Raw genomic sequence first — 21,515 nt, forward strand, 5'->3', positions numbered from 1 at the left:
CTTAGACTTTATCTTTTGTTGCAGTTTGCTGCGTAGCCGCGGTTTTACCGGCGTCAGTTTTGGCTTGTTCAGATAGCTGCGCCGGTGGCTCGTCATTGTCTTTGTCCGCGTCATCTTTGACTGAGCTGCGAAAGCCTTTGATAGCTGAGCCAAGATCTGAGCCGATGCCGCGAAGCTTTTTTGTGCCGAACAGCAGCACGATAATGGCTAACACAATAAGTAACTGCCAAATACTGATATTACCGAACATGGTTTATCCTCATTGAATACTAAATAACGGCGTAATCGCCACTGCTACTGTATGTCTTTATTGTGACAATCCGGTTATTTTCCTGCAGCTTTAATGCCGCAAACTACACTGAATAACAGCAAAGCGGCAGCCGTTAGTTGACTGCCATGAATGAACACTATACTAGCACTGATCAGGCCGGCGGCAGCAAAGGTTGCCGCAACTATTTGTGTTTTTGCCTGCTGCTGTTGCTGTGTCAGTTGTTGCAGCTGCAGTAGCAACTGACGTTGTTGTTTCGGCCCCTGTTCCAGATACTGATGCAGCAGATTAGGCATTTGCGGCAGCTTTTCTGCCCAAAACGGTAAATTGTCTTTTACCTGGCGCCATACGGCCGGTAAACCTACCTGCTGTTTGACCCAGTTTTCCAAAAAGGGTTTCGCTGTTTTCCACAGGTCAAGCTGCGGATACAACTGCCGGCCCAGGCCTTCAATATACAGCAGGGTCTTTTGCAGCAATACCAGTTGTGGCTGTACCTGCATATCAAAGCGTCTGGCTGTGCTGAACAGGTTCAGCAATACATTGCCAAATGAAATCTCTGCCAGCGGTTTCTGGAAAATCGGCTCACACACGGTGCGGATAGCACTTTCAAACTCTTCAACCTTGGTATGCGCCGGTACCCAGCCGGAGTCGACATGCAACTGCGCCACTTTTTTATAATCACGGTTAAAAAAGGCGACAAAATTCTCTGCCAGATAACGTTTATCTTCGGCGTTCAGCGTGCCGACAATACCACAGTCGATACCAATATACTTAGGGTTGGCCGGGGTTTCACGCGAGACGAAGATATTGCCGGGGTGCATGTCAGCATGAAAAAAACTGTCGCGAAATACTTGGGTAAAAAACACTTCCACGCCGCGTTTGGCCAGTAATTCCATATCGGTGCCCTGGGCTTGCAAGGCGGCAATATCGGACACCGGAATGCCGTAAATGCGCTCCATTACCATGACGTTGCTGCGGCTGTAATCGCTGTAAACAAATGGAATATACAATGAGTCTGAGCCATCAAAGTTGCGCCGCAGCTGAATGGCGTTAGCGGCCTCGCGTTGTAAATCCAGCTCATCGAGAATGGTTTTGCGATACTCTTGCACTACTTCACGCGGGCGCAGCCGTTTGCCGTCCGGCAAAAAGCGCGCGGCCGCATCAGCCAGGGTTTCCATTAATGCTAAATCGGCGAGGATTTGCCGTTTTATATCGGGCCGGATCACTTTAATAACCACATCCGCCAAACTGCCATCGGCCAGCGGTAATTGTGCCGTATGCACCTGGGCAATAGAGGCGGAAGCCAGAGCAGTTTGCTCAAATCCGACAAACAGCTGATCAATACTGTCCAATTCCAGCGCTTGCTCAATCAACTGCTGTGCCAGCCTGCCATCAAACGGCGGTACTTTGTCCTGCAATTTGGCGAGTTCATCGGCCAGGTGGGCGGGGAATAAGTCGCGTCTGGTAGACAACATCTGGCCGAACTTCACCCATACCGGGCCCAGGCTTTGTAATGCCAGCCGCAGGCGCTCGCCTACGGTCTTATCCCTGTGGCGGTTACGCAGCCAGAACAGGCTGTGGCGTAATACTTTGCCATACCAGGGCTGCCATTGCGGCGGAATGAGTTCGTCCAGGCCATATTGCAGCAAGGTTTTTTGAATGTGATAAAAGCGGCTGATACGCACTATGACTCCTGAGACTGTTGCCAGCGTTGCAGCAGCACATCAACTTGTGCCGCCAGCTGACTGACTTGCGTACTAAATTGCGCCATTTCAACGGGGGTGGGGCTTAGCTTCAGCTCGTCCTGGGCCAGTTCAGTGCCAAGCTGTTGCAAAGCGCTGCCTTTGCTGGCCAGGTACTGTTGCAACTGGCGCAGACTAAGGGCAATTTTATGTGCGGCGGCATCGCCAACATAGCCAGATAAGGTTTGTTGCCAGTCCGGATCCAGCTGTTGGAAAAAATGACTGTATTGCTGCGCGACCTGAATATCGCCGTCTATTTGCAATGCGTCGGCTTTGATCAATCTGGTTAGCTGGGCAGGCTCGCGCAGCAGCCGCAGGCTGGCCAGGTCGGTTTGAATGGCACAGTCGACGCTGTCGTCATGCTGGTTGAACAAGATAGTGTCAGCAGTGGCGCTTAATACCAGCGTCAGCGGCCATTCGCGGATGCGAAAAGATAGCTGCTTGCCCTGCAATCGCGCCAAGCCGGAGGCAGCCTGCGGGTCCATGGCAATCAGGCGTGCCACGGTTTTTTCTGCCACGGCGCATAGCAGCTGAGGCAGCAGCGGCAACATCAGAATTTATAGCCTCTGTGCAGCGCGACTATGCCCCCGGTCAAGTTATGGTAACTGACCTCGGCAAAGCCGGCATCCTGCATCATGGCTTTTAACGTGTCCTGATCCGGGTGCATGCGGATAGATTCAGCCAGATATTGATAACTTTCTTTATCATTCGCCACCAGCTGGCCCATAGCCGGCAGCAGCTTAAAGGAGTACAGATCGTACACTTTGCTCAGCCACTGTTGTTCCGGTTTGGAAAACTCCAGTACCAGCAGCCGGCCGCCCGGCTTTAACACGCGAAACATTGAGCGCAGGGCGGCGTCTTTGTCGGTCACATTACGCAAGCCAAAACCAATACTGATAATGTCGAAACTGTTATCGGCAAACGGCAGTGCCTCGGCATTGGCCTGCACGTACTCAATATTATTCACCAAACCTGAGTCGCGTAGTTTGTCGCGGCCCACATTCAGCATAGAAGCGTTGATATCGGCCAGCACTACTTTACCGGTTGGCCCAACCCGCTTGGAGAACAATGCCGTGATATCGCCGGTGCCGCCTGCCAGGTCCAGTACCTGATGACCGGGCCGCACACCGCTGCAGTCGATAGTAAAGCGTTTCCATAAGCGGTGAATGCCCAGCGACATCAGATCGTTCATCAGATCGTATCTGGCGGCAACAGAGTGAAATACATCTGCCACCATCGACACTTTTTGCTTTGCGTCGATAGTTTTAAAACCAAAGTGGGTAGTATTGTTGTTTTGCTCTGTCATGCAACTGGCCTGTAGGCAAATAAATGCGGCTAGTGTAAAAGATAACGGCGCAGTCGCCAACTTATCTGTTAGCTTTTCCCGCGTTTAGCCTGTCAGCATGGCTTCACTGGTTACCTGATTGCGGCCCAGTTGCTTGGCCAGTTGTAATACCTCTGCGGTGCGGCCGAGAAACTGATACCAGTTTTCGCTGTGCTGAAACAGTGACACGCCAAGCGAAATGGTTACTTTAGGTAAGGTTTTCTTGTTGCGGGACGACACAAAGCGCAGTTTTTCCACGCCGCGGCGCACTTGTTCGGCAATTTCGCCGGCGGTGCGCAGGTCAACGTCGGGCAGTAAGATTAAAAATTCTTCGCCACCGGAGCGCACCGGTAGGCCACTACTTTGCACATAACTGCTGATTTTTCGCGCCACTTTGGACAAAATCACGTCGCCGATAGCATGGCCATACTCGCGGTTAAAGCTGCTGAAATGATCTAAATCAACGGCAATAGCGGCAATACGCCGCTTCGGCTGCTCACTGAACCAGATATCCAACTGGTTTTGCATGGCCAGCCGGTTATATAAACCGGTAAGCGGGTCAAGTAAGCGTTGTTGTTTTAACTGTTCCAACTCGTGCCGTAGCTGGTGGCTTTGTTGGTGGGTTTGTTGTAACTGTTGTAAAAGCTGCTGTTGGCTCAGGCGAAACCCTGCAGTGAGTTGCTGTAATTGCTCCAGTGCCGGTAAGGCTGGTTCGCCATGTGTGGCGCAATGCTGCATCTGTGCTGTGCTGTGGTCTAATTGCTGCAGGTAATCTTCTAACTGCTCGGCCGCGATATCGCTGTAACCTGCCATACGACTTACCATGCTTGCAGCATCGTGCAGCAGCTGTTCTTGTTGCATATTTGCCGGGGTTAGAAAGCGGCTGTATAAATCCGCCATCACAAAATCGTCCAGCGGCACTTTTGCCAGCAGTTTCTGCTCAATGGTCCGGCACAACTCCGTGTTGTGGCCACTGACATATTCATAGCAAACGGCATAGTTGACCGGATGGGCAGCCAGCGCAACACGTTGTAAAAACGCTTTTACCTTCAGCGCTTTTTCGCCGGCTTGCTGCAGTGAATCCTGATACTTCATAAGACCACTTATAACTCCATTTGCCTTGCAGCAAGGCTGCTGCAAGGCATGATGTTAAGCTGTATAGACAACGCCATACTACGCGAATATTTATTACTGGCAACCGCTCTGTATCAGCAGTTACGTAAAGCGGCGAAAATGCCGGCAAAACGCCTGCTTTATCAGCACCACGCCTTATATGAGGGGGGAAAGCCGTGCCGGAAAAAACAAGATCAACGGCCAGGTTGGCCGGTTAAGTCTGCTGTACTCTGTTTGCAAAGCGGTTACAATCGACAGAGGTTTAACCGTGGAAGAACCAAAATGAAAAACACAGTTACAACACAAAAATTGCTGATTAACCTGGCTTTTGTACTGCTGTTATCCGGCTGTGCGTTGAGCCGGCACAACGCCGATCAGAATTTTACCGAACTGGCACAACAGTTATGGCAAGCAGAGCAGCAGCTGGCTGAAGCCGGGCCGGGAGAGTTACAGGATATGTCTGCCGCGGCATTGGAACGCCGCCAACAACAGCGCTTGGGCTGGCAGGCTAAGTTGCAAAAACTGGATGTAAGCGCACTGTCGGAACAAAACCGTATTAACTACGCCATTTTGCAGTACCGCTTAGCTGATGCCATTGACGAGTACCGTTTTGGTGCGCATTTGATGCCGCTAACGGCTGAATCCGGCTTTCATACTAACCTGGGCTTTTTGCCACAACGCAGTGTGTTTCGCAGCGTAGAAGATTACCGCCACTATATACAAAAGCTGGCGGCGATACCGCGCTATATGCAGCAGCAAACGGACTGGATGCAACAAGGCCTGGCCAGCGGTGTAACACAGCCCAAAGCCGTGCTTAAAGGCTTTGAGCAAAGCATTATCTCTTACGTAGTGGCTGACCCGACACAAAGCGTGTTTTACCGGCCGTTTTTACGCCAACCGGCTTTTATCAGCGATGCAGATTGGCAGCAACTGAGTACGCAGGCGGCAACGCAAATTCGCACAGCGGTAAATCCGGCCTATCAGGCATTTTACGACTTTATGCTGCAACAGTACCTGCCCGGCGCCCGTGACAGCATCGCTGCCGGTGAGTTACCCAACGGTGCAGCCTGGTACCAAAACCGGTTGGAACATTACACCACCTTAGCGCTGACACCGCAGCAGGTGCATGATATCGGCCTGAACGAAGTAAAGCGTATCCGCGCAGAAATGCAGCAGGTGATCGACGAGCTGGGCTTTAGCGGCAGTTTTGCTGACTTTGTGCAGTTTTTACGCACCGATGCGCAGTTTTATGCCAAAACACCGGACGAGCTGATGCGCTATGCGGCTTACTTATCTAAAAAGGCAGATGCAGAACTGCCTAAACTGTTTAAAACTTTGCCGCGTACTCCTTATGGCGTAGTGCCGGTGCCGGCAGAAATTGCGCCCAAATACACCACAGGCCGCTATTCCGGTGCTTCACGTGATGACCAGGCTGGTTTTTATTGGGTGAATACCTACGCGTTGGACCGGCGGCCGCTGTATGAAATGGAAGCACTAACCCTGCATGAGGCAGTGCCGGGCCACCATTTACAAATTTCGTTATCGCGCGAGCACAGCCAGCTGCCGGATTACCGGCGCAGCTTCTACACCTCGGCATTTGGCGAGGGCTGGGGCCTGTATGCAGAATATTTAGGTCTGGAAATGGGATTTTATCAGCAGCCGTACAGTAATTTTGGTCGCTTAACTTATGAGATGTGGCGCGCTGCACGTTTGGTTGTCGATACCGGTATGCACAGTATGGGCTGGAGCCGGCAGCAGGCGATAGATTTTCTTGCGGCTAACACCGCGTTGTCGATGCACAATGTGACCACTGAGATTGACCGTTATATCAGTTGGCCGGCCCAGGCGTTGTCTTATAAACTGGGCGAGATCACCATTAAGCGTTTAAGAGCCGAAGCAGAGCAGGCGCTGGGTGAGCGTTTTAATATTCGTGAATTCCACGATGTGGTGCTGGGTAACGGCAGTTTGCCGTTAGCGGTACTGGAGCAACAAGTACGGGCTTATATTGCGCAACAGCAGGCAGATAAGACAACAAAATAGAACATGGCGCTACGGCTGTCGTGTTCCGGATAACAATAAAGGAATCTACACAGCATGATCTGGATGTTGTTGATCGGCTTAATCGTAGTAGCCATGTTGTACATCCTGTGGCAGATGGAACAAATTGGCAAAACCAACAAAGCGCTGCAAGTTAAGTTACGCCTGCGGGACCAGGAGTTATTGAGGTTACAGCAGGCGGCATTTCAGCTGGCGGAGCAGCAAAAGTCTATGTTGGAGCAGCAGTTGCCGCAGTCAGAAGCGTCTTCTGTGCTGAATAAAGCCGAGCTGGAAGCTGTGCGGGTGTTGTGCCAAAACTTACCGCTGGTGGTAAAAGAATGTTGCAGCAGACCGGCGACACCACAGCAGGTGCTGAACAGCCAATTACGGCGGCAAAAAGGCATAGAGCCGGCGCAGATTGAGTTGATGATGAAAAAGCACAGCCGGTTAACACCGCTGTGGCAAAACAACAGTTTGATGTCGTATCTGCAGCTTTGCAGCGTAGCAGTAACTTTGGCCGGCGAACCGCCGGCCAAAGTCAGTAGTCTGTAGGTATTTGTCAGTGCCTTAGCACGACGGCAGGCTCTATATCGATTTGACCTTCCATATCTATGGCGGCCATTTTGGCACCGGCCGCCAACACAGCAATGCTGCCATTGGAAATGTGACGAACAAATAACAAATCGTAACCGAACCGTTGCAGTTCAGCGACGGAAAATTTTTGTGCCAGATTCAGATCGTCCCAGAAAAAGTGTATATCCTTATCCATCTGGCGCCTTTCGTTTGTCATAACAGGCTCCAACCATCAGGGATAACAGGTTTCAGGCGCAATCGGTTTGCCGGTTAATCCAGCGCCAATATTACTTGCCACTGTGTTTCAGTTACCGGCATAACAGAAAGTCTGCTGCCTTTTTGTACTAAAGGCAGCTCATTGAGCTTAGTCGAGCTTTTAAGTTTGTCCAGTGGCAGCAGCGTTGGCAGCTTTTCGACAAACACCAGGTCTACAGCTACCCAACGCGGTTTATCCGCCGCAGATTTAACGTCGAAATAAGCACTATTGCTATCAAATTGGCTGGGATCCGGGTACGCCTCGCGTACCACTTTAGCGATGCCGGCGATGCCAATCAACTTGCAACTGGAGTGATAGATAAACACCAGATCATGTTTTTTTACGTTATCGCGCAGCATATTGCGCGCCTGATAATTGCGTACCCCTTCCCACACCACTGGGGTATGCGGCGCGCGGGCAAAGTCATCGATACTGCACTCAGACGGTTCCGTTTTAAATAACCAATACGCCATCTTTGCTGATCTCCGTAGTTTGCGGCAGAATACCATTATAATTCAGCCAAACGAAACAGAGGGCGCGGCAATGCAGGTACTACAGAATTTACTGGCGTTATTAAAGCTGGAAACCATAGAGCAGGGGTTATACCGCGGCCAGAGCCAGGATTTAGGCTTTAAGGCGGTATTTGGTGGCCAGGTGATGGGCCAGGCGCTGTCGGCGGCCAAAGAAACTATTGCCGAAGATCGCAAAGTGCACTCGTTTCACTCGTACTTTTTGCGCCCTGGCGATGCCGCCAAACCTATAGTGTATGAAGTAGAGAATATCCGTGACGGTAAAAGCTTCAGTACCCGCCGCGTTAGCGCCATTCAGTTTGGTAAACCGATTTTTTATTTAACGGCGTCGTTTCAGGCTGAAGAAACCGGCTTTGAGCATCAGGATGTGATGCCACAGGTACCGGGCCCTGAGCAGTTAGTGTCAGATCTGGAATTTTATCAGCAGCATGCTGAGCTGATCCCCGAGAGCCTGCGCAGTAAGTTTATTTGCGAAAAGCCGATTGAAATGCGCCCGGTGGATTTTCAAAACCCGTTTAAGGCCCAGGTAAGCGCAGCGAAACGCTATGTTTGGTTTAAAGCTAACGGTGCTATGCCGGACGACCTTCGGGTACACAAGTATTTGCTGGCCTATGCCTCCGATTTTAACTTCCTGCCTACGGCGTTGCAGCCGCACGGCAAGTCGTTTATGGCGCCGAATATGCAGGTAGCAACCATTGACCATGCCATGTGGTTTCACCAGGACTTTCGCTTTGACGACTGGCTGCTGTATGCGGTAGACAGCCCCAGCGCTTCCGGCGGCCGTGGCCTGGTGCGGGGCCAGTTTTACACCCGCGACGGCAGGCTGGTAGCCTCGACTATTCAGGAAGGCGTGATCCGCTCTTACCCCACCAGCCGCTAAGCAGCGGCTGTAGGTAAAATGCTGTGAATACTTTGCACTACTTCATTGCGCAGCAGTTGGCTGACCGTATCATTCAACTGCTGTAACTGCGCCGTGGCGCTGACGCGGCTTTGCTGATCGGTGTGGGTGTAGCCGTTGTCTTTCAGCGCATTTACCAAAGTCGCAAACAGCTGTTTGTCGTAATATTCCGGCGCCGTAATACCGTGCAGCTGCAACAGGCGCTGGGCCAGCTCATGGCTGTGTTTTTCCAACTCGCCGCGGCTTTGCGGGCCCTGGCTGGTAATAAGTTGCAGCACCATGGCATAACGTTGCAGTGTGTGCTCGGCATTGTGTGCCAGCAAGCTCAGCATAAAGTAACCTTTACTGTGTTGTGCCGGTGCGCGGTAACTGTCGCCGTGCTGTTCGGCCAGGCCGCCGGCAGTCAGCTGCTGTAATATCGCCGCGCAGTAAGTGTCCACTGAACTAAGCTGCAGAAACAGCTCGTGTTGCAGTATCGGATACAGCTGCTGCACTATGGTGGTCAATTGCGCCAGGCTCAGGTTACGCTGATGCAAGATCGCACTGGCGACAATAGCCGGCAGCATAAACACATGCAGAATATTATTGCGGTAGTAACTGAGTAAAATGGCGTTATCATCACTCAAGCTAATCAAACTGCCGAAACTGTCGTTATGTTGTTGTACTTTTTGCAGGCTCAGCGCATGGTCTATCAGCTGCTCAGCGTTGTCTTCCGGCAGTGTTACCTGGTGGTGGTATGGCACTGTGCGCTGCAAGTCGAGATAAAAGCTGATTTGCTCTGTCAGCTCGGCGCGGGTTAGCGTATGTTTGTCTGTTGCCAGCAAACACAGCGCAATCAGGTTTATGCTGTTTAATGCTGCCGCTTGGTTTATTCGCTGCATCATCTGTTCAGCCAGCTGCGCCACCACCGGGTTAAGCCATTGCGGTTTTTGCACTTCCAGCGGATGAATGTCTTGCTTCCAGTCCGGCACTTGCTGGCTTAAGTAATTATTCAGCGTAACCGGCTCGCCGAAATTGACATAACCATAGCCATAATCCCGCAGGTTACGGATCGCTTTTAACACGCCCCACACTGATTCTTTTTGCTTACCTGAGCCTTTGAGTTCACGCAGGTAAGTGTTCACTTCCATTACATGCTCGTAGCCAAGGTATACCGGCACCAGGGTCACCGGGCGCTCTATACCGCGCAACATAGATTGCAGCGTCATCGCCAGCATGCCGGTTTTTGGCTGCAGCAAACGGCCGGTGCGGCTGCGGCCGCCCTCGCTGTAATATTTTATCGAATAGCCTTTACTGAACAGTTGGCACAGGTACTCACGAAACACGGCAGAATACAGCTTATTGCCACTGAAACTGCGGCGGATAAAAAAGGCGCCGCCACGGCGGAAAATAGGTCCTGCCGGCCAGAAGTTCAGATTTATACCGGCAGCGATATGTGGTGGTGCCAAGCCTTGCTGGTAAATAACATAGCTTAGCAACAGATAATCCATATGGCTGCGATGGCAAGGCACATAAACGATTTCATGGCCTTTTTGCGCCAAGTCACGCAGCATATCGGCATTGTTCACCTTGATGCCGGTATAGAGTTTATGCCACAACCAGCGCAATACCCTGTCGCCGACACGCAGGGTCGAAGCGCGGTAATCGGCCGCTATCTCCAGCAGTAGTTTACGCGCTTCCAGCCGTGCCGCCTTTACAGAAATGCGCTTACTTTTAGCTTCATCGTCAATGGCTTTTTTCAGCGCCGGCGCGGCCAGCAGTGAATTAAATAACTGCGCGCGATTGACCAGCTTAGGCCCGGTAGCCGCCAGGCGCTGGCGATAAAAGTGAAAGCGTGACATGCGCAGCAGCTTGTGGGCAGTGGCCGCTTCGGCGCCAAACTGGGCCGCCATTTGCTGCAGCGACACCGCCCGGCTAAAACGCACTAAGCTGTGACGGCCGGAAATCAGCACAATTAACAGTTTTGCCAGCCAGTTTGGTGCATGTGCTTCACCCAGCAACCACTTAATACTGTTCTCTTTACCCGGTGCGCGGCCCCATAACAGCGCTACAGGTACCAGTTGAGCATTTAACGCCGGATCTTGCAGGTGCGCCTGCAACAACGCCTGGCCTTGTGCCAGCGCTGTAGTCTTGCCACGCTTAAATAATAAGGTGTGCGGCTTTTCCAAAAATAACGTACGCGGGTGCTCAGTGCCGTTCAGGCTGACGTCGGCTGCCGGATCCGGTAAGTCCAACGCCGCGCAGACACGGCGTATTGTGGCCAAATCGGCGGCAGACTCTGTGCTGCAGACATAAAATAACGGGCGGCTTTTATCCAGCGCCAGTTCTTCAACCGGTTGTTCCGGCACTACTTTATACTTCAGTAACGGCCATAATGGCCATTTTAATAAAGCTGCAAACAATTTAACCGGCCGCAACATCGCCTCTACCCCCACTAAAAAAGGTGCTAAGCATAACACGGCAAAACCCCATGGAAAATTGCCTGACTACACAGAAACTTGCAATTGTAATACGCCTGTATATACTCACAGTATTCACTGTACAGGTAAACAGCACTATGAGACCACTAACGCCACGACAGGCAGAAATTTTACAACTGATTAAAGACTATCAGCTGGACACCGGCATGCCACCCACCCGCGCTGAAATTGCGCAGCAACTGGGGTTTAAATCGGCCAATGCGGCGGAAGAGCATTTAAAAGCGCTGGCGAAAAAAGGCGTCATTGAAATGATGCCAGGCACCTCACGCGGTATTCGTCTGATGGACAACGATGTGCCCGAGCAACTGGGTTTACCGCTGATAGGCAAAGTGGCTGCCGGCCAACCGATACTGGCGGCAGAGCATGTGCAGGATCATTATCAGGTAGATGCCAATCTGTTTAAGCCGCATGCCGACTTTTTGCTGCGGGTGCAGGGTATGAGTATGCAGGACATCGGCATCCTGGATGGTGATTTACTGGCAGTACATAAAACCAGCCAGGCGCAACCGGGCCAGGTGGTGGTAGCGCGGGTAGACGAAGATGTTACGGTGAAACGCTTCCAGCGCGACGGTAATACAGTGTTATTGCAACCGGAAAATAAAGATTTTGATGTGATCAAAGTTGACCTGCGGGCGCAACATTTTGCCATTGAAGGCTTAGCTGTGGGCGTGATTCGCAACGGAAGTTGGTTATAATTTGTACTAACCTCAATAGGTTAATTGTTAATAAGCGCTGGTATGACCACTAAGGTTTGCCGGCGCTTTTGCTATTTAGGGGTTTACACTGACCACAATTTGGATGATTCTTAGGCTGAAACTGATTAAAAAATAACAACAGGGTCAGTTTTGGTTTCAGCGCTAGCCCCGAAACCACAGGTAATAATAACAATAATAAACTGATGAAACTTCAGACATAGGTTCGGTGTGGGTGTGTAAGAACCGTGTAGTACTGTGTACTTGGTTTCTGCAGTTTGCTTTGCAAAATGACAGAGGAGAAGTCCAGTGACGAAAACGCGTAGTCTTCGTTGGTCGCTGCCAACCCTGCTTTTAGCTGCAACAGCTAATGCAACGGATATGCCCCTGAATATGACCAAAGGGGTAACGGAGATCAGTCAGCAGGTATACGACCTGCATATGACGATATTCTGGATTTGTTGTGCTATTGGTGCAGTGGTGTTCGGGATCATGTTTTGGTCCATCGTTCGCCATCGAAAAGCGCGTGGGGTGCAGCCAGCCCAATTCCATGAAAGTACCAAAGTAGAAATACTCTGGACTGCTATACCGGTAATCATTCTGATTATTATGGCCATTCCGGCCACCAAAACCCTGATTGCGATGGAAGACACCACAGAGGCCGACGTCACTGTATTGGTTACCGGTTCGCAATGGAAGTGGCATTACAAATACCTCGAGCACGATGTGGAGTTTTACTCGCTGCTGGCGACACCGAAAGAGCAGATCATTAACAAGTTTGCCAAAGGTGAAAACTATCTGCTTGAAGTAGACCGGCCTTTGGTGATCCCCACCGGCAAAAAAGTACGCTTTCTGATGACCTCTGACGATGTTATCCACTCCTGGTGGGTGCCGGCTTTTGCGGTGAAAAAAGATGCTAACCCGGGCTTTATTAACGAAGCCTGGACCCGTGTTGACGAGCCGGGTACTTACCGTGGCCAATGCGCAGAGCTGTGCGGTAAGGATCATGGCTATATGCCGGTAGTGGTAATTGCTAAAACGCCTGCCGATTTTGAAAGCTGGGTAAACGGTGAAGCTGAGCGTATTGCCAAAGCTAAAGCAGAAGAGCAGGAGCTGTTGGCAATGAATATGAGCCTGGAAGAGCTGATGAGCGTCGGTGAGCGCACCTATACCGCGTACTGCGCCGCTTGTCATCAACCGAATGGTGAAGGTTTGCCCGGTATTTTCCCGGCGCTGAAGGGTAGCGCCATGGCGTTAAATGATATGCCCGGCCATATTGATATAGTGCTAAACGGTAAAGCCGGTACCGCCATGCAGGCCTATGCTAAACAGCTTAGTTTAAAAGAAATTGCTGCGGTAATTACCTATGAGCGTAATGCCTGGGGCAATAGTACCGGTGAACTGGTGCAGGCGGCAGATGTGCATGCTGTGCTGCAAGGTAAAGGGGAATAACGGATGAGCGCAGTAGTTACCGATCATGAACATGATCACGAGCATCATGACCACAAGCCCAGCGGCATAAAGCGCTGGTTCTATACCACTAACCACAAAGATATCGGCACCATGTACCTGGTGTTCGCGCTGGTGATGTTTTTTATCGGCGGTGCTATGGCGATGGTGATCCGTGCTGAACTGTTTCAGCCGGGCATGCAGTTTGTTGAGCCGAACTTTTTTAACCAAATGACCACAGTGCACGGCCTGATCATGGTGTTCGGTGCGGTAATGCCGGCCTTTACCGGGCTGGCAAACTGGATGATCCCGATGATGATTGGTGCGCCTGATATGGCGCTGCCGCGAATGAACAACTGGAGCTTCTGGATCCTGCCGTTCGCTTTCCTGATTCTGCTGATTTCACTGTTTATGCCAGGTGGCGGCCCCAGTTTTGGCTGGACCTTCTATGCACCGCTATCCACCACCTACAGTGGCGACAGCACCGCATTATTTGTGTTTTCCGTGCATATCATGGGTATCTCGTCGATTATGGGCGCGATCAACGTTATCGTTACCATCTTCAACCTGCGCGCGCCTGGTATGACATGGATGAAAATGCCGCTGTTTGTCTGGACCTGGCTTATCACAGCATTTTTGCTGATTATGGTAATGCCGGTGTTAGCCGGTGCCGTAACTATGGTACTGACTGACAAATACTTCGGCACCAGCTTCTTTGATGCTGCCGGCGGCGGTGACCCGGTACTGTTTCAGCATATTTTTTGGTTCTTCGGACATCCTGAAGTGTACATTATGATCTTACCGGCCTTTGGTATTGTCTCCAGTATAGTGCCTACCTTTGCCCGGAAACCGTTGTTTGGCTATGCCTCTATGGTGTATGCCACCTCCAGTATCGCCTTGCTGTCGTTTCTGGTCTGGGCGCACCATATGTTTACCACCGGTATGCCGGTAGCGGGGGCCTTGTTCTTTATGTACTGCACCATGCTGATAGCTGTGCCGACAGGGGTAAAAGTGTTTAACTGGGTGGCGACCATGTGGCGCGGTGCCATGACCTTTGAAGTGCCGATGATGTTTGCGCTGGCCTTTATTGTGTTGTTTACCATTGGTGGTTTCTCCGGCCTGATGCTGGCGATTACCCCGGCCGATTTTCAGTATCACGACACCTACTTCGTGGTGGCGCATTTCCATTATGTGCTGGTGACCGGGGCGGTGTTCTCCATTATTGCTGCCGCTTACTACTGGTTGCCAAAGTGGACCGGCCATATGTATGACGAGAAGTTGGGCCAATGGCATTTCTGGTGCTCATTAATTTCTGTCAACCTGCTGTTTTTCCCGATGCACTTTGTCGGTCTGGCCGGTATGCCGCGTCGTATTCCGGATTATGCACTGCAGTTTGCTGATTTTAATGCCTTTATCAGTATTGGCGGTTTTCTGTTTGGCGCCTCGCAGCTGATCTTTGTCTGGCTGTTGGTGAAATGTGCCCGTGGCGGTGAAAAAGCTACAGCGCAGGTGTGGGAAGGGGCCGAAGGTCTGGAATGGGAAGTGCCTTCACCGGCGCCTTACCATACCTTTGAAACCCCCCCCGTGATTAAGTAGGAGCAGGCAATGGCACTGAAACATCAACCGTTAACCGTTAAATTAGCCGTCATTGCACTGGCAATGTTTGGTTTTGGTTTTGCTTTGGTGCCCTTGTATGACGTGTTTTGCGACCTGACCGGTTTAAATGGTAAAACCGCAGTAACTGCAGCAACAGCAGAAGCTGCGCAGATAGATACCAGCCGTGAAGTGGTGATTGAGTTTATCGCCCGGCCTAATAAACAGATGCCGTGGGTGTTTAAACCAGAAGTAACCCGCATGACGGTACATCCGGGTGAAATTCATATTATGAATTATCTGGCACAAAACCCGACCAGCCGCATGATAGTGGGTCAGGCTGTGCCGTCGGTATCACCTGGTCAGGCTGCATTATACTTTCACAAAATAGAGTGTTTTTGCTTTACCCAGCAGCAGTTAGCCGGGGGCAAAGATATGCTGATGCCGTTACAGTTTTATGTGGATCCGGCGCTGCCAAGCCAGTTTAGTACCATTACGCTGTCGTACACCTTATATGACGTAACCAGCGCATGGACCGGCGACAGTGCAGAGCCATCCCAACCCGGGGAATAACATGAATAAAACCTATGAAAAATATTATGTTCCCGCCCAAAGCCCATGGCCTATTGTGGGTGCGGTGGCGTTATTTTTAATTGCCTTTGGCGCAGGCAACTATGTCAACGAAGTGACGAAACAACAACCCGGTTTTGGCGGCTACATGCTGGCAGCCGGTTTTGTGGTGCTGATTTTTATGCTGTTTGGTTGGTTTAAAAACGTTATTGATGAATCGATGAGTGGCTTATACAGCGCCCAGATGGACCGCTCTTTCCGCCAGGGCATGAGCTGGTTTATTCTGTCGGAAGTGATGTTTTTTATGGCGTTCTTCGGCGCACTGTTTTATGGCCGGGTGATTGCGCTGAACTGGCTCAGTGGCGGCAGCAATAACGCCATGACCTTTGAGATCCTCTGGCCTGGCTTTGAAGCCATGTGGCCGTTACTGAAAACGCCGGGCGGTATTGAAACCCAAGCCATGCCGGCTACCGGTTTGCCGCTGATTAATACGGCGATTCTGGTGATTTCCTCTATTACCCTGCACTTTGCTCACACCGGGCTGGAACAGCAAAAACGTGGTCAGTTAAAGCTGATGTTACTGATCACTTTATTGCTGGGCGCAGTTTTCCTGAGTTTACAGGTATATGAGTATATCCATGCTTACCGTGACCTGGGGCTAACCCTGGCGTCAGGCTTTTATGGTAATACTTTTTTCCTGCTTACCGGCTTTCACGGTATGCACGTAACATTGGGCGCCATTATTTTGCTGTTTGTGTTCTTCCGCGTGCTAAAGGGGCATTTTACGCCGGAAAAACACTTCGCCTTTCAGGCCGCAGCCTGGTACTGGCACTTTGTTGATGTAGTGTGGCTGTGCCTGTACGTGTTTGTGTATGTGATTTAACGCTTAGTATGGCCTGGGGTTCGGTTCAATGAGCCCCAGTGCCTGAGCGATAAAGATCAGGATTAACACTACAGCAGAAAACAGCACGCGCCGGCCGAGATAACGCGACATTTTTACCTCAGGTTGCGGTTGTCTGACCATCACCAGCCCGGCACGAACCAGATTAATAACAATAAACAGTAGTAGTGCGATGACAATGAGTTTAATCAACATCTGCAACAGGCTCCGGAGTTTTACTGATGCGCATTAAACTGGCGAACCAGATTTTTGCGTTGAACAGAGTATGGTTGCTGCTCACTTTGACTGCTTTTGCCATATTAATCAACTTGTCCTGGTGGCAGCTGAATCGCGCCGCCGATAAAACCGCACAGTTACAACGCCTGGCCTCACTACAAGCTGCCGGCGCGCTGCAGCCGTCGCAATTAACCTTATTAACTGCAACTGATATTGATGCGGCCCCGCTGCAAGGCCGTGGTCGCTGGTTGGCACCTTATATCTGGTTACTGGACAATCAGATTGTCCGCGGCAAAGTAGGTTATGACGTAATAGTACCGGTACAGGCTGCGGGGCTGGCACAGCCGCTGCTGGTCAACTTAGGTTGGTTGGCCGCGCCTGAGCGGCGCGATAGCTTACCGCAGGTTGAAATAGCCGCAGAGTTTAACCTGGATGGGCTACTGCGTACCAAAGTAGATGGTTTAATGTTGCTGGGGCAAAACGCCGAAGACAGCGGCCAATGGCCAATGCGTATTCAACAGGTCAATTACGCACAGTTATCAGAGCAGAGCGCACTGCAATTGTATCCGGCGTTACTGTATCAGCAGCACGACAGCGCTTTTATCACGCATTATCAGCCGGTGGTATTGTCGCCGGAGAAACACCGTGGCTATGCGTTGCAATGGTTTTTACTCGGCATTGCGGTTTTGGGTGTCGCACTGGCGGCCAGTCATCAGGGAAAAGCAAATTATGAATAAGAAAAAATTTCTGTGGTTATTTGTGCTGTGCTGCGTTTTGCCGTTACTGGCCGCTAAGTTAGTGCTGGAATTCGGCTGGTTTAACCGTGGAGTATCGAGTAACGGCGAGTGGCAACAAAACGAGGTGTTTCTGCTGGCCGCCACCGCTGAAAAAGCCCATTGGCGTATTGGCGTGATGCCGGCAGCTGAGTGCGCACAGTTGTGTCTTGGTGCTTTGCATACTGTGCAGCAACTCTATGTAGGCTTGGGCCGCAAACAAGTGCAGGTACAGCCGGTATTTATCAGTACACAGCCGGTTGCAACAGAATTTGCTGCTTATACGCAGCAGCCGGCCATAGCTGTGGCGCCCCAAAATTTGCAGGACAAAATACTGCTGATTGATCAACAAGGCCTGGTGTTACTCAGCTACCCGATGCCGGCGGCAGAAGCGGATATGGCCGCCACCGCCAGAGCCATCCGCCAGGATTTACTTAAACTGCTTAACTATGATCGGACCAGCGTATGAAAACACCCGACAAGCGTATGAAAACGCAACAATGGCTGGCGACTATCGCTATTTTTCTCACTATGGGCGTGATCTTACTCGGCGCTTATACCAGGTTAACCGACGCCGGCTTGGGCTGCCCGGATTGGCCGGGCTGTTACGGCTTCTTAAAAGTACCGCAGCAGGAGCATCATGTTGCCGCTGCGCTGGAAGCGTTTCCGGAGCGGCCATTAGAGCCGCATAAAGCCTGGAACGAAATGATCCATCGCTATTTTGCCGGCAGTTTGGGCGTGTTAATTGCCGCTATATTTTTTATCGCCATGTTTAGCCGGCAAAGCGCTAAAGCAGTGCCGGCAGTATTGCTGGCGCTGGTGGTATTTCAGGCTGCACTTGGTATGTGGACCGTTACATTAAACCTGTTGCCGCTGGTGGTAATGGGGCATTTGCTGGGCGGTTTTACCTTATTAAGTTTATTGGCGCTGCACTGGCTGCGGCTACATCCGCAATACTACGTACATGAACCTGAATTAGCACCGTTAAAGCCGTTTGCTATGCTGGCTATTATAGTGCTGCTGGGGCAAATAGCCCTGGGCGGCTGGACCGCAGCCAACTATGCTGCGCTGGCCTGTATTGAGCTGCCCATTTGTGAAGCCGGTTGGCAGCAGCGGTTGAATATCAGTGAGGCTTTTGACTTACATCTGGGCCATGATGACTACGAATACGGCGTGATGTCGGCCGAAGCGCGGCAAACCGTGCACGTGTTTCATCGTATCGGTGCTGTGGTAACCCTGCTGGTGCTGGCCGGCTTTTTGCTACAGCTGTGGCGCCGTGCCGGCAGTAAAATATTAAAACGCCTGACACTCGGTGCGGCGGCGTTATTGCTGCTACAGTTTAGTTTGGGTGTGCTTAATGTCGTGCTGCATTTACCGTTGGCCAATGCGGTGGCACATAATTTTGTTGCAGCAAACTTGTTAATGTTGCTGGTGGTAATTTATCTGCAGTTACGCCACAGCAGTAAAACGACAAGCAAGGAGAGCCTATGACCGCCATACTCAGATCACAAACCGGCATCAGCCGCGCACGGGATTACCTTGAGCTAACCAAACCTAAGGTGGTGGCATTGCTGGTGCTGACAGCTTGGGTCGGCATGATGCTGGCGGTGCCCGGCTTGCCGGATTTACTTACCTTAGTGGCAGCAACCTTTGGTATCGGCTTGTTATCGGCGGCGGCGGCGGCGATGAACCATGTGGTCGATCAGCGTATTGATGCGCAAATGGCCCGCACTTACAGCCGGCCGGTGGCAAAAGGCCGTATCAGCACGGCGCAGGCCACCAGCTTCGCGTTTAGCCTGGCGTTATGCGGCTTTGTGCTGCTGTATCTGTCGGTAAATGCATTAACGGCCTGGTTAACCCTGGCCAGTTTATTTGGCTATGCCGTGGTATATACCATGTTTTTAAAGCGTGCCACGCCGCAGAATATTGTTATTGGTGGTCTGGCCGGCGCTATGCCACCGCTGTTGGGTTGGACAGCCATTACCGGCGAGATCCATGGCCACGCGCTGTTGCTGGTGATGATTATTTTTGCCTGGACGCCGCCGCATTTCTGGGCATTGGCGATTCACCGCCGCGATGACTATGCCAAAGTAAATATGCCGATGCTGCCGGTAACGCACGGTATTGAGTTCACTAAAAGCGTGATCTGTCTGTACACGGTGTTGCTGTTTATTGTTTGTTTAATGCCGTATCTGGTGGGCATGAGTGGTGCCATTTATCTGGTTGGCAGTGCGCTGTTAAATCTGCGCTTTATGCAGTATGCCTGGAAGCTGAAATTTAATGCCGATAGTGGCACGGCGATGGCCACCTTTAAGTTTTCTATCGTGCATTTAATGCTATTGTTCCTGTTATTGCTGGTTGATCATTATTTTAAGGTGTCGCCGATTTATGTTCCGTAACCTGAATATTATTCTGCTTGCCGCTGCCGCGCTGATTGCCGGTGTGCTGTTGTTCCGTGTCACACAATACAATGCTGAACCCAAATTGGCACTGGTTTATCCGCAGGCCAGGGTGCTGGCTGATTTTAACCTGACCGATCAGTTCGGCGAGGCAGTAAATCGCGAACGCCTGTACGGCCAGTGGACGCTGGCGTTTGTCGGTTATACCTATTGCCCGGATATCTGCCCGCTTACGCTGGCTAAGCTGGCCGGGGTGCAGCCGGAGCTGGCTGCGATGGTAGATCAACCGTTAAAAGTCTGGTTTATTTCAGTAGATCCGAAACGCGACAACACAGAGCAGCTGCATAACTATGTCAGCTACTTTGAACAGGAAAATGTGCTGGGTATGACAGCCGGGCATGAACAGCTGTTTCCCTTTGTGCGTCAGTTGGGCTTGATGTACGCCTTAAGCAGCACCACGGCAGAGGATTATCTGGTTGATCACAGTGCTTCAGTGGTGCTGATAAATCCGCAAGGCCAACTGGTGGCGATGTTTAAACCGCCGATGCAACCGGGTGAGCTGCCGGTGATTGATACCGAACAGCTACTGGCTGATTTTCCGCTGGTGTTGCAAAAGCTTAAGGCTGGTTAAGCCACGGCTGTGAATACCAATAGTAATAACCTTTTTTGCTAACCGAGGGCGCGGTGCAGTTATAGCGGCTGCGGCCTCTCGGCACGGGCTTTGTTGCTGTCACGCTAAAAGTGCTGTCATTCAGCCACTGCGGCTTAATTACCTCGCTGCCGGCAAAGCACTGCAACTGTGCCGGGTGAAAGTCTGCCACCTGCATTGATAAGGTCAGGGTTGGCGGGTTAGCAGTGCTAATCACCGGGTCAACCTTATGATCATCGGTAATATGAAACGCCAGTGTTTTGAGCTTTTGTGCTAAGTCTTTTAAGTTGGCATATTGGCCTGCTGCCGGAAAGCGCGGGATCCGCGTTAATACTGTGTGGTTGCCAATGGCACCGGATTGCTGGCCAATGCCGATAAAGCCTAATTCACTGACCAGCTGTTCCAGTTCGCGACTGTATTCACCATAAGGGTACGCCAACCACTGATGGCGTTGGCCGGTGTGGCGCTCTATCGCATCTTCAGCCTGCAAAATGCTCTGTTTCATCCGCTCACGCCACTGCTGAGCGCTTTCACCGGCATCCGGTTTGGCCATATGCTCATGCCACATCGCATGGTTAGCTACCAGTACGCCGTCGTCAGACATTTGTTTTACCTGGGCCCAGCTCAACAAGGGGCCATCGCGCTTATCTATACTGCCGGGGCTGATAAAGATGGTATAGGGGTAGCCGAATTCCTGCAAAATGGGGTGGGCAGTGCTGAAGTTATTTTCATAGCTGTCATCAAAGGAGATCACCAGTGCATTATCGGCAATGGCTTCGCCCTGCTGTAACTGACGTATTAATACATCCAGGCCAATGACCTGAAAATTATGGTCTTTAAAGTACTGTAAATGGCCACGCAGCTCGTCTGCTGTAACACTGCTAACCCGTGGTGTGTCGCTGGCAACATGATGATAAATCAGCATTACCGCAGCCTGAGCCGGCAGCAACAGGCTGAGCATGACAACACTGAATAAGGTGGTGATTTTCATAAGCAGTGACCCGCAAGCTAATAAAACAACGCGGTTTTATAACACAAGCGGGCACTAAACG

The 21,515-nt window shown here is 51.3% G+C and carries 23 protein-coding genes; 13 read left to right on the plus strand and 10 right to left on the minus strand.

Going from position 1 to position 21,515, the window contains the following annotated elements; all coding sequences use genetic code 11:
- Nucleotide 1 precedes the first annotated feature (1 nt).
- The 5 genes from tatA to Q8O77_RS05300 all read right to left on the minus strand — a co-directional run bounded on the left by tatA (nt 2) and on the right by Q8O77_RS05300 (nt 4,429).
- Nucleotides 2–250, minus strand: a complete 249-nt coding sequence (gene tatA / locus Q8O77_RS05280; protein WP_305551802.1) for a twin-arginine translocase TatA/TatE family subunit — start codon at nt 248–250, stop codon at nt 2–4.
- 74 nt (nt 251–324) lie between these two features.
- Nucleotides 325–1,953: a ubiquinone biosynthesis regulatory protein kinase UbiB gene (gene ubiB, locus Q8O77_RS05285; protein WP_305551803.1), complete on the minus strand. Its 1,629-nt coding sequence runs from the start codon at nt 1,951–1,953 to the stop codon at nt 325–327.
- Nucleotides 1,953–2,561, minus strand: coding sequence for an SCP2 domain-containing protein (locus Q8O77_RS05290; protein WP_305551804.1), 609 nt, complete (start codon nt 2,559–2,561; stop codon nt 1,953–1,955). The genes ubiB and Q8O77_RS05290 overlap by 1 nt, the downstream gene beginning before the upstream one ends.
- The gene (ubiE, locus tag Q8O77_RS05295) at nt 2,561–3,316 is read right to left on the minus strand and encodes a bifunctional demethylmenaquinone methyltransferase/2-methoxy-6-polyprenyl-1,4-benzoquinol methylase UbiE (protein ID WP_305551805.1); all 756 of its coding nucleotides are present in this window, start codon (nt 3,314–3,316) and stop codon (nt 2,561–2,563) included. Before ubiE ends, Q8O77_RS05290 begins: the two co-directional genes overlap by 1 nt.
- An 84-nt stretch (nt 3,317–3,400) precedes the next feature.
- A complete protein-coding gene (locus Q8O77_RS05300; RefSeq protein WP_305551806.1) occupies nt 3,401–4,429 on the minus strand; it encodes a GGDEF domain-containing protein in 1,029 nt (342 codons plus the stop codon).
- Between the two features lie 300 nt (nt 4,430–4,729).
- Here Q8O77_RS05300 and Q8O77_RS05305 point away from each other — a divergent pair, with 300 nt between their 5' ends.
- Together Q8O77_RS05305 and Q8O77_RS05310 are read left to right on the plus strand one after the other, a co-directional pair.
- Nucleotides 4,730–6,487: a DUF885 family protein gene (locus Q8O77_RS05305; RefSeq protein ID WP_305551807.1), complete on the plus strand. Its 1,758-nt coding sequence runs from the start codon at nt 4,730–4,732 to the stop codon at nt 6,485–6,487.
- A gap of 54 nt (nt 6,488–6,541) precedes the next feature.
- Complete coding sequence (locus tag Q8O77_RS05310) at nt 6,542–7,036, plus strand: hypothetical protein (RefSeq protein WP_305551808.1); 495 nt, start codon at nt 6,542–6,544, stop codon at nt 7,034–7,036.
- 7 nt (nt 7,037–7,043) lie between these two features.
- Here the strand turns inward: Q8O77_RS05310 and Q8O77_RS05315 are convergent, their stop codons facing one another.
- Complete coding sequence (locus tag Q8O77_RS05315) at nt 7,044–7,274, minus strand: hypothetical protein (RefSeq protein ID WP_173501979.1); 231 nt, start codon at nt 7,272–7,274, stop codon at nt 7,044–7,046.
- Between the two features lie 53 nt (nt 7,275–7,327).
- Nucleotides 7,328–7,786, minus strand: a complete 459-nt coding sequence (locus tag Q8O77_RS05320) for an EVE domain-containing protein (protein ID WP_305551809.1) — start codon at nt 7,784–7,786, stop codon at nt 7,328–7,330.
- Nucleotides 7,787–7,856: 70 nt separating this feature from the next.
- On the opposite strand from Q8O77_RS05320, the gene tesB reads away from it, so the two are divergent.
- Nucleotides 7,857–8,723 carry an acyl-CoA thioesterase II gene (gene tesB / locus Q8O77_RS05325; RefSeq protein WP_305551810.1) on the plus strand — a complete coding sequence of 289 codons (867 nt, stop codon included), beginning with the start codon at nt 7,857–7,859 and terminating at the stop codon, nt 8,721–8,723.
- On the opposite strand, the gene plsB is transcribed toward tesB, so the two are convergent.
- Complete coding sequence (gene plsB, locus Q8O77_RS05330) at nt 8,720–11,200, minus strand: glycerol-3-phosphate 1-O-acyltransferase PlsB (protein ID WP_305551811.1); 2,481 nt, start codon at nt 11,198–11,200, stop codon at nt 8,720–8,722. The genes tesB and plsB overlap by 4 nt on opposite strands.
- Before the next feature lie 98 nt (nt 11,201–11,298).
- On the opposite strand from plsB, the gene lexA reads away from it, so the two are divergent.
- The 5 genes from lexA to Q8O77_RS05355 all read left to right on the plus strand — a co-directional run bounded on the left by lexA (nt 11,299) and on the right by Q8O77_RS05355 (nt 16,408).
- Nucleotides 11,299–11,916 carry a transcriptional repressor LexA gene (gene lexA / locus Q8O77_RS05335; protein ID WP_305551812.1) on the plus strand — a complete coding sequence of 206 codons (618 nt, stop codon included), beginning with the start codon at nt 11,299–11,301 and terminating at the stop codon, nt 11,914–11,916.
- 378 nt (nt 11,917–12,294) lie between these two features.
- Nucleotides 12,295–13,365: a cytochrome c oxidase subunit II gene (coxB, locus tag Q8O77_RS05340; RefSeq protein WP_305551813.1), complete on the plus strand. Its 1,071-nt coding sequence runs from the start codon at nt 12,295–12,297 to the stop codon at nt 13,363–13,365.
- Between the two features lie 3 nt (nt 13,366–13,368).
- Complete coding sequence (ctaD, locus tag Q8O77_RS05345) at nt 13,369–14,958, plus strand: cytochrome c oxidase subunit I (RefSeq protein ID WP_305551814.1); 1,590 nt, start codon at nt 13,369–13,371, stop codon at nt 14,956–14,958.
- A 9-nt stretch (nt 14,959–14,967) separates the two neighbouring features.
- Entirely contained in the window at nt 14,968–15,528 is a 561-nt protein-coding gene (locus Q8O77_RS05350) for a cytochrome c oxidase assembly protein (RefSeq protein WP_305551815.1), read from the plus strand.
- A gap of 1 nt (nt 15,529) precedes the next feature.
- A complete protein-coding gene (locus tag Q8O77_RS05355; RefSeq protein WP_305551816.1) occupies nt 15,530–16,408 on the plus strand; it encodes a cytochrome c oxidase subunit 3 in 879 nt (292 codons plus the stop codon).
- Between the two features lie 3 nt (nt 16,409–16,411).
- Here Q8O77_RS05355 and Q8O77_RS05360 read toward each other — a convergent pair whose 3' ends face one another.
- Nucleotides 16,412–16,621 (minus strand): DUF2909 domain-containing protein, encoded by a 210-nt coding sequence (locus Q8O77_RS05360; protein WP_305551817.1) that lies wholly within the window; start codon nt 16,619–16,621, stop codon nt 16,412–16,414.
- 26 nt (nt 16,622–16,647) lie between these two features.
- Between Q8O77_RS05360 and Q8O77_RS05365 the strand changes: the two genes are divergently transcribed.
- The 5 genes from Q8O77_RS05365 to Q8O77_RS05385 are packed head-to-tail and all read left to right on the plus strand — an operon-like array spanning nt 16,648 to nt 20,445.
- Nucleotides 16,648–17,379 (plus strand): SURF1 family protein, encoded by a 732-nt coding sequence (locus tag Q8O77_RS05365; protein WP_305551818.1) that lies wholly within the window; start codon nt 16,648–16,650, stop codon nt 17,377–17,379.
- Nucleotides 17,372–17,884 carry a hypothetical protein gene (locus Q8O77_RS05370; RefSeq protein WP_305551819.1) on the plus strand — a complete coding sequence of 171 codons (513 nt, stop codon included), beginning with the start codon at nt 17,372–17,374 and terminating at the stop codon, nt 17,882–17,884. The genes Q8O77_RS05365 and Q8O77_RS05370 overlap by 8 nt, the downstream gene beginning before the upstream one ends.
- Nucleotides 17,881–18,906, plus strand: a complete 1,026-nt coding sequence (locus Q8O77_RS05375) for a heme A synthase (RefSeq protein ID WP_305551820.1) — start codon at nt 17,881–17,883, stop codon at nt 18,904–18,906. Before Q8O77_RS05370 ends, Q8O77_RS05375 begins: the two co-directional genes overlap by 4 nt.
- On the plus strand, nt 18,903–19,814 hold the full coding sequence (cyoE, locus tag Q8O77_RS05380; RefSeq protein WP_305551821.1) for a heme o synthase: 912 nt from the start codon (nt 18,903–18,905) through the stop codon (nt 19,812–19,814). The genes Q8O77_RS05375 and cyoE overlap by 4 nt, the downstream gene beginning before the upstream one ends.
- Nucleotides 19,804–20,445 carry an SCO family protein gene (locus tag Q8O77_RS05385; RefSeq protein WP_305551822.1) on the plus strand — a complete coding sequence of 214 codons (642 nt, stop codon included), beginning with the start codon at nt 19,804–19,806 and terminating at the stop codon, nt 20,443–20,445. The genes cyoE and Q8O77_RS05385 overlap by 11 nt, the downstream gene beginning before the upstream one ends.
- On the opposite strand, the gene Q8O77_RS05390 is transcribed toward Q8O77_RS05385, so the two are convergent.
- The gene (locus Q8O77_RS05390) at nt 20,432–21,454 is read right to left on the minus strand and encodes a polysaccharide deacetylase family protein (RefSeq protein ID WP_305551823.1); all 1,023 of its coding nucleotides are present in this window, start codon (nt 21,452–21,454) and stop codon (nt 20,432–20,434) included. The genes Q8O77_RS05385 and Q8O77_RS05390 overlap by 14 nt on opposite strands.
- Between the last annotated feature and the right edge of the window lie 61 nt (nt 21,455–21,515).

This window comes from Rheinheimera sp., from assembly GCF_030690345.1.
Lineage (GTDB): Bacteria > Pseudomonadota > Gammaproteobacteria > Enterobacterales > Alteromonadaceae > Alishewanella.

Bases quoted from the DNA above. Each gene is read 5' to 3' on its own strand.
- tatA (WP_305551802.1), bottom strand. From the start codon at position 250: ATGTTCGGTAATATCAGTATTTGGCAGTTACTTATTGTGTTAGCCATT.
- Q8O77_RS05290 (WP_305551804.1), bottom strand. From the start codon at position 2,561: ATGTTGCCGCTGCTGCCTCAGCTGCTATGCGCCGTGGCAGAAAAAACC.
- ubiE (WP_305551805.1), bottom strand. From the start codon at position 3,316: ATGACAGAGCAAAACAACAATACTACCCACTTTGGTTTTAAAACTATC.
- Q8O77_RS05300 (WP_305551806.1), bottom strand. From the start codon at position 4,429: ATGAAGTATCAGGATTCACTGCAGCAAGCCGGCGAAAAAGCGCTGAAG.
- Q8O77_RS05305 (WP_305551807.1), top strand. From the start codon at position 4,730: ATGAAAAACACAGTTACAACACAAAAATTGCTGATTAACCTGGCTTTT.
- Q8O77_RS05310 (WP_305551808.1), top strand. From the start codon at position 6,542: ATGATCTGGATGTTGTTGATCGGCTTAATCGTAGTAGCCATGTTGTAC.
- Q8O77_RS05315 (WP_173501979.1), bottom strand. From the start codon at position 7,274: ATGACAAACGAAAGGCGCCAGATGGATAAGGATATACACTTTTTCTGG.
- Q8O77_RS05320 (WP_305551809.1), bottom strand. From the start codon at position 7,786: ATGGCGTATTGGTTATTTAAAACGGAACCGTCTGAGTGCAGTATCGAT.
- tesB (WP_305551810.1), top strand. From the start codon at position 7,857: ATGCAGGTACTACAGAATTTACTGGCGTTATTAAAGCTGGAAACCATA.
- lexA (WP_305551812.1), top strand. From the start codon at position 11,299: ATGAGACCACTAACGCCACGACAGGCAGAAATTTTACAACTGATTAAA.
- coxB (WP_305551813.1), top strand. From the start codon at position 12,295: ATGCCCCTGAATATGACCAAAGGGGTAACGGAGATCAGTCAGCAGGTA.
- ctaD (WP_305551814.1), top strand. From the start codon at position 13,369: ATGAGCGCAGTAGTTACCGATCATGAACATGATCACGAGCATCATGAC.
- Q8O77_RS05350 (WP_305551815.1), top strand. From the start codon at position 14,968: ATGGCACTGAAACATCAACCGTTAACCGTTAAATTAGCCGTCATTGCA.
- Q8O77_RS05355 (WP_305551816.1), top strand. From the start codon at position 15,530: ATGAATAAAACCTATGAAAAATATTATGTTCCCGCCCAAAGCCCATGG.
- Q8O77_RS05360 (WP_305551817.1), bottom strand. From the start codon at position 16,621: ATGTTGATTAAACTCATTGTCATCGCACTACTACTGTTTATTGTTATT.
- Q8O77_RS05365 (WP_305551818.1), top strand. From the start codon at position 16,648: ATGCGCATTAAACTGGCGAACCAGATTTTTGCGTTGAACAGAGTATGG.
- Q8O77_RS05370 (WP_305551819.1), top strand. From the start codon at position 17,372: ATGAATAAGAAAAAATTTCTGTGGTTATTTGTGCTGTGCTGCGTTTTG.
- Q8O77_RS05375 (WP_305551820.1), top strand. From the start codon at position 17,881: ATGAAAACACCCGACAAGCGTATGAAAACGCAACAATGGCTGGCGACT.
- cyoE (WP_305551821.1), top strand. From the start codon at position 18,903: ATGACCGCCATACTCAGATCACAAACCGGCATCAGCCGCGCACGGGAT.
- Q8O77_RS05385 (WP_305551822.1), top strand. From the start codon at position 19,804: ATGTTCCGTAACCTGAATATTATTCTGCTTGCCGCTGCCGCGCTGATT.
- Q8O77_RS05390 (WP_305551823.1), bottom strand. From the start codon at position 21,454: ATGAAAATCACCACCTTATTCAGTGTTGTCATGCTCAGCCTGTTGCTG.